This window comes from Chitinophaga jiangningensis, from assembly GCF_900142605.1.
Taxonomy (GTDB): domain Bacteria; phylum Bacteroidota; class Bacteroidia; order Chitinophagales; family Chitinophagaceae; genus Chitinophaga; species Chitinophaga jiangningensis.
In genome coordinates this window covers 1-13,200 of record NZ_FRBL01000008.1, presented here as the reverse complement: position 1 = coordinate 13,200, position 13,200 = coordinate 1, and the positions used below count along the sequence as shown (strand labels likewise).

The following is a 13,200-nucleotide window of genomic DNA, read 5'->3' as shown; positions in this document are numbered from 1 at the left end:
GCATACAGATGAGCCAACAACCTTTATCAATCGCACCATTGCAAAAATCATGGCTGGAAAACCTCACGGAAGACTGGTGGGCCGTGCTGACCGGCGGCTTTATTATCCTTGCTATTCTTGGAATAGCGCTGGCGTTGCCGGACTTTAAATTTTCGCTGCCGGCCTACGGCTGGAGCAATGCTGGCGAACTCACAGGCCAAGTACTTGCACCCGCTAACCTGCTGCTGATCTTACTTACCGGCGTTATCTTTTTTGTATTGTCTGCCATCGCGGTAAAGTCGATGGGCGATGATATGAGTCGCTATACCGCAGGTTTCAGCGTGCTATACCTGCTGGCAGTAACTTCCCTGATCATTGCAGGGAATAAAACATTGTCGTACTACGGGCTCGAATACGTGGTGTTTGCACTGGTACTCGGCCTTATATTAGGAAACATCAGGGCTACCCCTGAGTGGCTGAAGAAGGCTGCCCGCTCTGAGTTTTTCATCAAAACAGGGTTAGTGATTTTAGGTAGTAGTATTCTTTTTACAGATATTATAAAAGCTGGTTTACCGGGAATCGTACAGGCGTTACTGGTAGTGGCGGCTGTATGGTTTTTTGCGCTCTGGCTGAGCAGGAAGTTAAAGGTAGACGACGAGTTTGGCGTTATTCTGGCGTCCGCAGTCTCTATCTGTGGCGTAGCGGCGGCGATTGTGGCGAGCGGTGCTATCCAGGGGGATAAGAAGAAACTCTCCTATATCACAACGCTGGTGCTGCTGGTAGCTATTCCAATGTTAGTACTGCAACCCTGGCTGATCCGGGAGTTTCATATCCCTGAAATTATAGGTGGTGCGTGGCTTGGCGGTACGCTGGATACTACTGCTTCCGTGGCTGCGGCAGCGCAGCTGGTGGGGCCTGCGGCGGTGAAAGCCGGCGTGATCATCAAGTTCTCGCAGAATGTGCTCATTGGAATTGCGGCATTTTTCATTGCTATCTGGTGGAGCTACAGAGGAAAAGCGGAAGGTAACGGTAATGAACAAACGAAGTCGCCCGGACTTGGCATTGTATGGGAGCGCTTCCCGAAATTTGTACTGGGTTTTATTGCAGCATCGCTCTTATTTTCCTTTGCAGTACCCGGTGAAACCATTGGTCAGGTAAAGGATATACTGAAAAGCTTACAGACGATCTGGTTTGCGCTTGCGTTTGTATCCATTGGGTTGGAGGCTCGTTTCGGTGACCTGGTGAAGATTGAAGGGGGCCGCCCGGCGATTGCGTTTATCGGCGCACAGGTGTTTAATATTTTGTGGACGCTGTTGTGGGCGTGGATATTGTTTGGAGGGTATCTATTTCCAATACCAGATATTAAGTAGATAAATTGGTGACGGTCTGTAGCCGTCACCAATTTATGTTTTCCAGGATGCCTTCGGCATCCTGGAAATGATATTAAATAATCCCGTGCAGCACACCACCTTTTTTTCCCATTTCATCCACCCTTGCTTCCACGGCAGGGTCCAGGATCAATGGGGGTGCATGATGCGGCTTAATGCGTGCATCAATGATCAGCGGCCCTTTGCAGCCCCAGTGTTTATGGCGGATAAAGCTATTGATCCCGTGAATGTCATGGGATGGGTTGCTGCGGGTAAATGTAACCCAAACGAAGTTATTGATAGTGGCAGCGGTAAAGCCGGCGTCGTCGCATAAAACGATCAGGGGCAACCCATCCAGTTGTTCATTTTTCAGGTGATCATTGAGGATGGCTATTGCTGCTGCGGCTTCGGCTTCGCTGCCGTAGGCAGGTGCATCCAGCGCCAGCACACCAGGCATCGCCAGTTTAAAGGCGCCGAAAGGCCTGGGTACGCTGAATCTGGCCGGTATTTCCTGCCAGAGCTCCCGGCGTTTTTCGCCAGCGGCGGCAATAGCAACTTTACTGCCGGCATTGAGGTCGCTGCCGGAATAGTCCAGCGTATCAATGGTGGTATTGGTATAAAAATGCAGATCACGTGTAGTGTCTATACGTTCCAGCATATGCACCATGAACTTGCTGATATCATGGGTATGCAGTGAAGGATCATCTTCCCTGGCACAGATGAACAGATATTTGGCCAGGCTCAGCTGGTTGCTGCCAAGGATATGATTGGCGATGGTAAGTATTTCCTGTGGCTTGCGTTCCTTCAGGTAAGGTGTGTAACGTTCGCTGCCAATGGCAAACAGCAGGGGATGTACACCCGCTGCGTCCACTGCATGAATTTCATGCACGCCCGGAATCTCCTGTGGGATAGCGTTGCCGGTGATCTCATGGATCAGTGCCCCGAAGCTGGTATCTTCCTGCGGCGGGCGCCCCACCACCGTAAACGACCAGGTAGGATTCTTTTTATGATATACCCTGCTCACTTTCATTAGCGGGAAGGGATGGGTAAGACTATAATACCCCAGGTGATCGCCGAAAGGGCCTTCAGGCTTGTTTTCGTGCGGCATCACGGTACCGGTAATCACGAAATCAGCATCCGCAGATATGCAGTAGCCTTCGTCATCGTAGAAATAGCGGAAGCGGCGGTTGCCGAGCGCTCCGGCGAAAGTCATTTCCGACAAGCCTTCCGGCAGTGGCATTACGGCCGATAATGGATGGGAGGGAGGCCCACCTACAAAAATGCTCACTTTTAGCGGCTGTCCTTTAGCGTTAGCCTTGGTTTGATGGATGCCAATGCCGCGGTGCAGCTGATAGTGGAGGCCTATTTCCTGGTCCTGGATGTAATCGTTGCCTGCCAACTGAATACGGTACATGCCCAGGTTGGCATTCATGATGCCGGGCTTGTCTGCATCCTCGGTATATACCTGTGGCATTGTCACAAAAGGGCCGCCATCCATTGGCCAGTTCACGATCTGCGGCAGTTCGCTGATTTTAGTACGGCCATAGGAGATAGGGGCATTTTTGCCCGTTTTCATGGGTAGGGCTGAAATGGCCGTAGCGGCTACGTTGAGGTAGCGGAACGGATGTTTGAAAGCTTTTACGGGGTCGCCCTTAATATCTACAAGCGTTTTGATCTTTTCCAGCGTGTCCCTGAACATGAATTTAGAGCGGTCCAGCGTACCGAAAAGATTGGATACTGCCGGGAATTTACTGCCCTTAATATTTTCAAAAAGCAGCGCAGGCCCGCCATTATCGTATACACGTAAATGTATGGACGCCATTTCCAGGTAAGGGTCTACTTCCTGTTTTATACGGATCAGATGCCCGTGCCGTTCCAGATCATTGATGCAGTCTTGTAAGCTATTATACCCCATTTTGTCGTTCTTAGATTGAATCCGGCCAAAATTAGAGCAATTTTACTAATAAATAGGCTGTTCTATAATGGAGAAAGGGGTAAAGGGCCGATGGCCCTTTACCCCTTTCTCCAATTCCCCGGCGCCGAAGGCGCCGGGGAATTGGAGCTATTAAAATTTAATTTGCATCTTTTCTGATACCAGCTTCCCATTTTTATAATACTCAAACTGCCAGTCCCCATTGCGTTTAAACAAAATACCCTTATCGGTACCATTGTCGGCAATGAAATATTCCGCTACAGTAGTTTTATAGAGACTTAATACTTTTTTTGGCGTAGTGTCAATCAGCTGGTAGCCGGTTTCAGTGGGCTGGGCATACAGCGTGAGGCCATTACTTTTGGTTTCAGCTGTAGCTGCTGCTACCGGAACAGTAGCTGCGGGTTCGGTGGCTACAGGCGTAGTGGTGGAGGAAGCAGTGGTAACGGTGGCGGCGGAAGTGGTGGCCGCAGGCGCAGTAGCCACAGGTGCCGCTGCCGGCGCCGCTGATGGCTGCACGGTGCCGTTATAGGCATAGTTCAGCGTGGTGAGGGAGCTCAAAGCATCTCTGAGGGCTTCATTATAAGCTGCGCCATAATCTTTTTCCCGGCTTTTACCTTCCTTGCTTTTGAACAGCACGTTACCGCGACAATCCTTCAACGTAAGCGTCAGGTTGGTTACAAATACGGCTTTGCGCTGCTCCACATCGGCAATCAGTGCATTGCACTTGTTGCCTGCCAGGTCGGTAGGCAGTTCCTTGTCATCGATCAGGGCTTCGAAACCCATACCATTGAGCACCATCTGGGTAGTGGTATTTAAACCATACTGGTGCGCTTCTTTCTGAAAACTGAATTTTTCAGGTACCAGCACATACTTATAGTTGTTGACAGAGTTCTGTGCGAACGCCGCCACACTGAAAAGTAACAGGAAAAAAAATGAGAATCCTTTCATAGTCGATTATTACCGGATGAAAATACAAAATCCTTTGTAATTACACATCGGGAGTTTACTAATTTTAAAACCACCCTTTTTTTACTAATTTTAACGCTTTCAACCAACCAATTGTGTGTAGTGGCTGACTTGTATGGAACATTTAGTAAATGAAAAAGAACTGCTCCGGCGCTTGTCGGAAGATGACGAGGCTGCGTTCCAGGAATTGTTTTATCATTACTGGGATCAACTCTACCATGCTGCACTTCGATTGACCAAATCTACGGAGCTGGCTACCGACATCGCCCAGGAAACTTTTGCGAGAATATGGGCCAGGAGAACACAACTCAGGGACGTGCAAAATTTTCCTGCCTTCCTGTTTACCATCTCCCGTAACCTGATTCATGACCACCTTAGAAATAAAGTGTTTAGGGAAGATAATGCCGGTTACCTGGAAACCTACGCGGCCTATCATGAGTCTACACCACAACACCTCCTGGAAAATAAAGAGCTGCAACACCTGCTGCAGGAAGCGATCGACAGCCTGCCAACGCAACTGAAACAGGTATTTACCATGGCGCGACTCCAGGGAATGCGTCATGAAGCCATCGCCAAAGCACTCGATATCACACCTATGTCGTCAAAAGTATATATGGTTCGTGCACTGGCCGCCCTCCGCAAATACATCATGGAACGCGGAGGTCCTTTACTGTTCTGTCTTTCCGTTTATTTTTTGCGCGCATAATTTTTTTTGAGAAATAATGTTCTCCTTTTTCCTGCACTTCCGTCATTGTACTGATAGAAGTTGAAATCTAAGCCACCATGAACGATACGGACTTCAAAATATTATTTCAAAAATACCTGGATGATGCCATTACACCGGAAGAAATGCAGCAATTGCAACGCCGGTTAGAATCGCATTATCCCGCAGCCGTTATAGATGAGCTTTGGGAAAGCATACTGCAGGCGCCTTATACTGGCCCCCGGAGTAGTCCGGATCAACTGGCGGCCCTTTACCGGAACCTGAAGCCGGCAGGAAAAGTAGTAACAATTAACTGGAAAAAAGCGATACAATATGCCGCTGCCATGCTTTTACTGGTAAGCGCAGGTACTTACCTGTATTACCAAACAACGCAACGCCCGCTGCACACGCCGCCCACCACGGCCAAGCAGCAGCCCATTTTGCCGGCAACGGGAATGGTTACACTCACCCTGGCCGACGGCAGCAGGGTAGCAGTAGATAGCTTAGGTAACCAAACCATCCGGCAGCAGGGTGCCCTCATCAGCAAAACCGGCAACGAGCTGGTATATGCCGGTGGTAACAGCAGCACCAACAGCATGAATACGCTCTCCACGCCAAGAGGGCGGCAGTTCCAGGTAAAACTGCCGGATGGCACACGGGTATGGCTAAACGCCGCCAGCTCACTCAGCTATCCTACGACATTCACCGGCCCGCAAAGAAAAGTTACTGTTGCAGGTGAGGCCTATTTTGAAGTGGCCGCCAATCCGCAACAACCCTTTGTGGTAGCCACTGCCGGGTCCGTAGTGGAGGTGCTGGGCACCAGCTTTAACATCAACGCCTACGAGCCTGAAAGCCAGATCAGCACCACCTTGCTGGACGGGGCAGTAAGGGTAAGCGGCATCCGGACAGGTATCCGCCCGGTAGTGCTCCGGCCAGGTCAGGAATCCAGACTAACCAACACGCACTCCGTGGTGGAACATGCCGACCTGGAAAAGACCCTGGCCTGGAAAAAAGGCTACTTCAATTTCGAGGGCGCCACGCTGCACCAGGTATTAAATGAATTACAACGATGGTACGATATAGAGGTAGTATATGAAGGAAACGTAAAAGATATCCGCTTTGGCGGCGAATTAAGCAGGAGCAAACGACTGGACCAGATCATTACAGCGCTGAAAGATAACGAAGTGCACTTCCGGTTGGAAGGCAACAAATTGACAGTTTTGCCATAAGGGCCAACATAATTCTATTTATTACTTACAGCACGCAACGCCGGCAGGTAGCCGGTCAGGAACCTTTTTGCTTAATACTAACCAAAATCCAGGAGGGTAATATGAAATAATCACCAACTATTACATGCGTGTTGCCAATAAAAAAAGGCCGCAGGTGTTTGCAGCACCCAGGCCCTGACGTGGCAGACACTTTCTGACCGTTTGAGGAAGTCATTTAATTATCAACCACACAATGCAAGTTATGCAAAAATCTGCTATGTGGCGAGGGAATGCTATGCCCGGCCATCACCCATGGCCGGCATCAGCAGCGAAATTCCGGAAGCCTTACTTAAAAAAATCGTTAGTCATGAAACTAACCGCTTCCATTTTTCTGACCGCCGCTTTTATGAGCGCCCAGGCGATGGGCTATAGCCAGTCCATCAGTTTTTCGGCCAACAACGTGCCTATTCAGCGCCTTTTTTCGGTGATCAAGCAACAAACAGGCTACGTTGTATTTTATAATCAGGAGTTGCTGGCAGAAACCAGGCCGGTAACCGTACATGCACAAAACCAGCCACTGGGCGAGTTCCTGGCCAACGTCATGAAAGACCAGCCTTTGAACTTCAGGATAGACGGAAAAGATATCATCTTCTCCCGCAAGCCGATGCTATTGCTCCCGGAAGCGATTGCCGCCATCATCAAAGGGAAAGTCATGGACGAAAATGGTAATCCCCTCCCCGGCGCCACCATCCGCGTAAAAGGAGGCAATGCCACTGCCAGTACAGACGGTAACGGAGAATTTACCCTGAAAAATGCACCGGCAAATGCGGTGCTCATCATCACCTATATCGGGTACAAACCCCTGGAAATAACGCCTGACGGTAGTTCCGTGAACGTTCGCATGGAACCGGCTGCAGCTGCACTGAACCAGGTAATGGTAACGGGCTACCAGACCATCTCCCGGGAAAGAGCCACCGGCGCTTTTACCACGGTGAACAATGATATCCTTAGTCGCCGCCCGGTATCCAACCTCTCCAGCGCCTTGCAGGGCCTCGTGGCTGGCATGCAGGCCAAAGAAAACGAGGACGGTACCATGGACCTGCTTATTCGCGGTAACACCTCCCTCTACGGGGACCGCCGCCCACTCGTGGTAGTAGACGGCTTCCCGGTATCCAGCAGCAATTTTGCAGATATCAACCCCAATGATGTGGAATCAGTCACCGTACTGAAAGATGCCGCCGCTGCCAGCATCTGGGGCGCCCGGTCCGCCAACGGCGTGATTGTGGTCACCACCAAAAAATCAAAAAGCGCCGGCAAACTACAGGTAGACGCTTCCGCCTTTACCCGCATTTCCCGTATGGCCGATCTAAACCAGCTCTCCACCCAGGCCAGCGCAGCGGACCTTGTAGCTTACGAAAAACTCGCCTATAAAAATAACTGGGTGTTTTATCCGTATGCAGGTGGCTTCAGTGATATCAACAACTCACTCACCCTGGCGGAAGAACTGATCTATGGCCATAGAGATGGACTGATCAGCGAGCAGGCCATGAACGCAGGACTTGATAGTCTCAGTAAAATCAATAACCGCCCGCAGATCCGCGACCTCCTCATGCAACGGGCCGTACTTAATCAATACAACGTAAGTATTCGCAGCGGCGGCGAAAGGGCTAAAACCTACGCCTCCATGTTATATGAAAACAATAAAGGGAACTTTCAGAAAAATAGTTACGACAGGTACATACTCAACCTGCAGAATGATTTTAAGCTGGCAAAATTCGCGGAGTTCAGCATCGGTGCTAATTTGCAATACCGCAAAGCAGAAACCAGCGGCGCTACCATTGATGAGCTGGACGGACTCTCGCCTTACGAAACCCTGCTGAATCCCGATGGCCATTACAGCGTGAACCTGAACGGCTATAACCGGGAACAGCTGAAAGCTATTCCGTCTGCAAAGTTTCCTTATAGCGACTGGTCGTACAACCTGCTGCAGGAAGTACGTGGCCGAAAGCTTACCAACGAAAGCCTGAATGCCAGGATACAGGCGGGGCTTAAACTGCGGCTGATGCAGGGACTCACCTTCGACTCCCGTGTACAATACGAACGTAACAGGATCGATTATGCAGATTACTACGATGAATCCACCTTCTATGTACGCAGCCTGGTTAACAGTATGACGGAATACAATCCCAATACCGGTACCATCGGTAAATCGTATATCCCTAAGGGTGGTGTACTCAAACCCCATAAGGTAGGAGATAAGGATGTGAGTCGATCCGATCTTGAAAGTTTTCTGCTGCGTAATCAAATCAATTTCGACAGAACGTTTAACCGCAGGCATGCCATCTCCGCGATAGCGGGTATGGAACTATCCCAGTATACCACCAACACCGTAGCTAACCCGTATACTTATGGATATTTCGCGGATAAGCTGCAGGCTACCGTGCCGCCATATGGCTACGGAGGCTCACTGTCGCCCATAACGGATTTTACCGGTTACCCAACCGTCATTGCAGGTGCTAATCCAGTCTTCGGCTGGCAGAAGGACAAATATGTCTCTTTCTATAGTAATGCCTCCTATACTTATAATTACAAGTACTCCGTGTCGGGAAGTATCCGCAGTGATGCCTCCAATTTCATCACGGATAATCCGCGGTTGCGCTGGTCTCCACTGTGGTCGCTGGGTGCCAAATGGAATATGAAGGAAGAGAATTTTGTTGCCGGCAGCAAAAATATTGACCGGCTGGAGCTCCGACTCACCTACGGTAAAAATGGTAATGTGGAACGCTCTACCTCCACACAGGCCCTGCTCAATGTAGGCAGCAGTTTGAATACGAGTACCGGCACCATTACCGCCACAGTAGCCAATAACGGCAATCCGGGCCTGCGCTGGGAAAAAACGACGACCACCAACCTGGGAGTCGACTACGCCCTGTTTGGTAATAAAATCTTCGGTTCAGTGGATGTGTACAATAAAGTAGGGGACGGTATCATCGGTAACATTGCCCTGCCGGCCGCCACAGGTACCACGCTCCAGAAGTTTAACAACGCAGGCATCACCAACAGGGGTATAGAAGTGAGTCTGGGTGCAAATGTGGAGATACCGCGTACGCCTATACGTTATTCTACTACTGTTACTTATGCGTATAACCGTAACCGTATTAACAGCTTATATAATCCATTGTTGTATACCTACCAGATACTGGGCGGTGCTTTCGTAGAAGGCCGTCCGGTTAATTCACTCTATTCGTTTACCTACGCAGGTATGATCAATGGGGTGCCTCATGTAACAGGTCCTAAGGGCGCACCGTTTAGTTTCAACGATGTGTCGTTGTATAACACCGCCCTCGGCCTGCCTTTCCTGAATTATGAAGGAACTACTACGCCACCGCATACACTCGGCTGGGTAAATACCTTCCAGGTCAAAAACTTTACCCTCACCGCCATCTTCGTGGGTAAAATGGGAGGTGTGTTCCGTAATGAAACATTCTATTATCCTTCGATGGTAGGTTCCGGTAAACTGTCGGTGAACCGCTGGGTAAAGGATGTGCTGAACGGTGATCCGACCATCCCTGGTTTTGCACTGCCCAGTGAACCTAAGCTGTACCTGTGGGATCGCTACGCGCCTTACCTCAGTTCGCTGGTAGAAAGTTCGTCGTATATCGAATGTAAGGAGCTCACGCTGGAGTATGCCCTTTCCCGCAAAGTGGCAAACGCCATCCACCTGGCTAATGCAAAAGCGTTTATCCAGTCCCGTGACCTCGGGTTAATTTGGGCCGACAATAAAAACGGCTATAACCCTGACTGGTTGCCGGGAACAAACAGGCCGCTGCAATCGTACACCATTGGCGTAAACCTTCAATTCTAACCTGAAATGATGATGAAGATGAAAAAAACTGCATGGATCATTGCCGCAGCAATTTCGCTGGCCGGCTGTAAAAAATACCTGGCAGAAGAGCCGAATAAGCAGGTAAGCATCAAAACGGTTTCGCAGCTGGAAGCACTGGTGGACAATGCCACCCAGTTTGCCAATGAAACCAATCAAACCGCCGTGTACTCTACGGATGACTATGAGATCAGCAGAGAGTTATACAGGCTGAATCCCGGCGCCTTTTACTTCAACGGCCTGCAATATTATATCAACAGTGTGGAGGGGGTAGCCAGTTTAGCCAGCGATGATTTGTGGAATGGAGAATATAAGAAAATCTTCACTGCCAACCTGGTGCTCGACAATATCGACAAAGTAACCGGCGACGATGCTACCCGCGCCAGGGTAAAGGCGGATGCATATTTCATCAGGGCCATGGCTTACTGGGTGCTCGCTAACCACTACTGTGCGCCCTACAGCGAAGCGAATCTGCAATCGCCGGGCCTGCCGCTAAAGAAAACAATTGAATATACAGAGAGTTTAAAGCGTGCCACACTCAAAGAAACCTATGATTTTATCTGGGGAGATATTACTGAAGCCGAGAAAGTGGCCTACGACGATGTAGACCCGCGCAGGGCCTGGCGGGTAAGCAAAAAAGCCATCGCAGCTTTCAAAAGCAGGTATTTCCTGTTTATCGGGGATTATGCTAAAACCGTAGAGCAGGCAAACGTTGCGCTGCAATCCTCCACCGCGCAGCTGGTGGATTTTAAAACTATCAAGCCCGGTATCTCCAGGAATTACAGCAACCCGGCGGCCACGCTGAAATACAGCGAGCTGTTTACCTGGACTGCCCTGAACTACCTGTATTGGAAGGAGATGTATTATTGTCGATATACCTATAACAAATCCTGGTATGTCCCAAGTACTGCGTTGATCAATAGTTACGATACGGCTAACGACCTCCGTTATAAACTGCTGTACATTCCCAATGGTGGCCGGGAGTTTTCCATTGTAACGCCGGCGACTACACGCTATACCTTCTTTAACACCGGCTACTATATACCTGCAGGTTTTACCAGGGCCGAAGTATTGCTGAATAAGGCGGAAGCATTGGCGCGACAGGGTAACAGCAGCGATGCGCTGGCGGCCGTGAACTTACTGCGTGCGAGTCGCATGAGTACCTATGTGCCGCTTACCGCCAGCGGTAAGGAAGATGCGATAAAGCAGGTACTGGCGGAGCGCAGGAGGGAACTGCCTTTTGCTATGCGCTGGTACGATATACGCCGCTTTAGCGTGAACGACTATACAGGTGATGAAATTAAAGTGGTGCGTGAGTTTTATAACATGACGGCCACTGGCATCGATGTAAATACGCCGCAGACCTACATCCTGGATGCGAAGCGCATGGTGGTGCCGATTAACACGGTAGAAATTAACAGCAGCAACGGTCAGATTCTCCAAAACCCTTATTAATAATTACAAAAATAACAACCATGAATAAAATATTTGCACTCGCATTCGCAGGTAGCCTCGTATTACCCGGAATTGTTTTTGGGCAGAAGAAAAAGGACAAGCCGGAAGTAAGTGCCGCGGAACTGAAAAAGCTGGCTGCTGCGGTGGCGGCTCATCCTGATAGTCTCTCATACCATGAGGAATTCATCAAAGCCATCGGGATCGATAACCCCGCTGTAGTAGTACAATACCAGCAATGGATGAAGCAATTTCCTAAAAATGCAAATGTCCCTTATGCATTGGCCGCCACTTATCTGGAGGAAGAAAGTCCTAAAGCTAAGCCGTACCTGGAAAAAACAGTAGCCCTTGATTCTACCTATGTAGAGGGCTGGGGAGGGCTGTGGACGGATGCCCAGCGCTGGGGTAAATTTGAAGAAGGAACGGAGTATTTACGTAAAGCCACCGAAGCGGATCCTAAGAATGCGCAGTATGCATTTTACTACGCAGAAGGTATGCGGGATAAAGATGCGGCAAAGCATGAGGCGATGATCCTGGATGTGGCTAAGCGCTTTCCGGATCATGAGCGGGGTGCGCAAGCCCTGTACTGGCTGGCAGTACGAGGTAAAGGGGCCGCATATCAAATGAAAATTTTTGAGCTCCTGAAAAACAGTTATGACCCGGCTAAGTTCAGTTGGTCGTCCAGTGGTATGAGCAGTTACTACAACCTGTTGCTGGACGAAAATCCTGAAAAGGCGGTGACGCTGGCGGGTGAAATGGCCGCAAAAATGGGAGAGCAAAGCCAGTCATGGGAAAAAAATGAAAGCATGGCAAAGGCCTTGGTAGCAGCTAAAAGTCTGGTTGCAGCAGGCGATGCAAATGGGGCGCTTGCGCAATTGAAAACGGTGAACCTGCCCTGGTATAGCTCCGCCCGCGATGGTGTGCAACTGCTGAAGGCGGCTGCGATCGCACTTACCAGCAAAAGCGCTGCATACGATAGTTTGAGGATGCAGTTCCTGAAAACGCCTGGTACCAAGCTGTTTGCAGGTATGCTCAGCTACGGTCAGCAGTTAGGTAAATCCGCTACGCAGGTAGGTAATGAAACCTGGAAACTACTGCAGGATTCTTCCAAACAGGCTACTGAGTTCAGCCTGAGAAACTACTTCACCAACAAACCTGCCAGCATTGCCGATTACAAGGGGAAGGTGGTATTACTTACCTATTGGTTTCCGGGTTGCGGCCCTTGCAGGGGCGAATTTCCGCATTTCGAAAATGTGATCAGGAAATATAAAGGTCAGCCGGTGGACTACGTCGGCATCAACATCGTTTCTTCGCAAAACGATTATGTGCTGCCATTTATGAAGGGCAGTGGCTACAGTTTCACACCGCTGGAAGACCAGGAAGGCAGAAACAAAGGTAACCTCAACAATGGTCAGGCTGCGCCGGTCAACTTCCTGCTGGATCAGCAGGGAAGGATTATTTTCAAAAACTTCCGTATCGACGGTAGCAATGAAGATCAGCTGGAACTGATGATTAATTTAGTGCTGAAGCACGAAGCGTAGAAGTTGAGCTGATATAGCACCAGTAGTGCGTAGCGCTTCTGGTGCTATATTTATCTGCGAATAGACGCCTGCGAGGCGTTTTCTATGGTTTTACCAAATTATTTATATTGTATTGATGGTCTTCGTTGTAAGGAACTCCGTTTCTTACAACGGCGGCTATGGTTAAAA

General features: G+C 49.6%; 8 protein-coding genes. 6 read left to right on the top strand and 2 right to left on the bottom strand.

Going from position 1 to position 13,200, the window contains the following annotated elements; translation table 11 throughout:
• Window positions 1-8 precede the first annotated feature (8 nt).
• On the top strand, window positions 9-1,349 hold the full coding sequence (locus tag BUB18_RS20755) for a YeiH family protein (protein WP_073084785.1): 1,341 nt from the start codon (window positions 9-11) through the stop codon (window positions 1,347-1,349).
• 73 nt (window positions 1,350-1,422) lie between these two features.
• Here the strand turns inward: BUB18_RS20755 and BUB18_RS20750 are convergent, their stop codons facing one another.
• Together BUB18_RS20750 and BUB18_RS20745 are read right to left on the bottom strand one after the other, a co-directional pair.
• Window positions 1,423-3,261 carry a UbiD family decarboxylase gene (locus tag BUB18_RS20750; RefSeq protein WP_073084783.1) on the bottom strand — a complete coding sequence of 613 codons (1,839 nt, stop codon included), beginning with the start codon at window positions 3,259-3,261 and terminating at the stop codon, window positions 1,423-1,425.
• 150 nt (window positions 3,262-3,411) lie between these two features.
• The gene (locus BUB18_RS20745) at window positions 3,412-4,227 is read right to left on the bottom strand and encodes a hypothetical protein (RefSeq protein ID WP_073084781.1); all 816 of its coding nucleotides are present in this window, start codon (window positions 4,225-4,227) and stop codon (window positions 3,412-3,414) included.
• A 133-nt stretch (window positions 4,228-4,360) separates the two neighbouring features.
• Between BUB18_RS20745 and BUB18_RS20740 the strand changes: the two genes are divergently transcribed.
• The 5 genes from BUB18_RS20740 to BUB18_RS20720 all read left to right on the top strand — a co-directional run bounded on the left by BUB18_RS20740 (window position 4,361) and on the right by BUB18_RS20720 (window position 13,032).
• Complete coding sequence (locus BUB18_RS20740; RefSeq protein ID WP_073084779.1) at window positions 4,361-4,951, top strand: RNA polymerase sigma factor; 591 nt, start codon at window positions 4,361-4,363, stop codon at window positions 4,949-4,951.
• Between the two features lie 77 nt (window positions 4,952-5,028).
• Window positions 5,029-6,177: a FecR family protein gene (locus BUB18_RS20735; RefSeq protein ID WP_073084778.1), complete on the top strand. Its 1,149-nt coding sequence runs from the start codon at window positions 5,029-5,031 to the stop codon at window positions 6,175-6,177.
• Between the two features lie 346 nt (window positions 6,178-6,523).
• Entirely contained in the window at window positions 6,524-10,021 is a 3,498-nt protein-coding gene (locus BUB18_RS20730; protein WP_073084776.1) for a SusC/RagA family TonB-linked outer membrane protein, read from the top strand.
• An 18-nt stretch (window positions 10,022-10,039) separates the two neighbouring features.
• Window positions 10,040-11,494 carry a RagB/SusD family nutrient uptake outer membrane protein gene (locus tag BUB18_RS20725; protein ID WP_178372168.1) on the top strand — a complete coding sequence of 485 codons (1,455 nt, stop codon included), beginning with the start codon at window positions 10,040-10,042 and terminating at the stop codon, window positions 11,492-11,494.
• A 20-nt stretch (window positions 11,495-11,514) separates the two neighbouring features.
• On the top strand, window positions 11,515-13,032 hold the full coding sequence (locus BUB18_RS20720) for a TlpA disulfide reductase family protein (protein WP_073084772.1): 1,518 nt from the start codon (window positions 11,515-11,517) through the stop codon (window positions 13,030-13,032).
• Window positions 13,033-13,200 lie beyond the last annotated feature (168 nt).

Coding starts and splice junctions, on each gene's coding strand:
- BUB18_RS20735 (WP_073084778.1), top strand. CDS start 5,029: ATGAACGATACGGACTTCAAAATATTATTTCAAAAATACCTGGATGAT.
- BUB18_RS20725 (WP_178372168.1), top strand. CDS start 10,040: ATGAAAAAAACTGCATGGATCATTGCCGCAGCAATTTCGCTGGCCGGC.
- BUB18_RS20720 (WP_073084772.1), top strand. CDS start 11,515: ATGAATAAAATATTTGCACTCGCATTCGCAGGTAGCCTCGTATTACCC.
- BUB18_RS20755 (WP_073084785.1), top strand. CDS start 9: ATGAGCCAACAACCTTTATCAATCGCACCATTGCAAAAATCATGGCTG.
- BUB18_RS20740 (WP_073084779.1), top strand. CDS start 4,361: ATGGAACATTTAGTAAATGAAAAAGAACTGCTCCGGCGCTTGTCGGAA.
- BUB18_RS20730 (WP_073084776.1), top strand. CDS start 6,524: ATGAAACTAACCGCTTCCATTTTTCTGACCGCCGCTTTTATGAGCGCC.
- BUB18_RS20750 (WP_073084783.1), bottom strand. CDS start 3,261: ATGGGGTATAATAGCTTACAAGACTGCATCAATGATCTGGAACGGCAC.
- BUB18_RS20745 (WP_073084781.1), bottom strand. CDS start 4,227: ATGAAAGGATTCTCATTTTTTTTCCTGTTACTTTTCAGTGTGGCGGCG.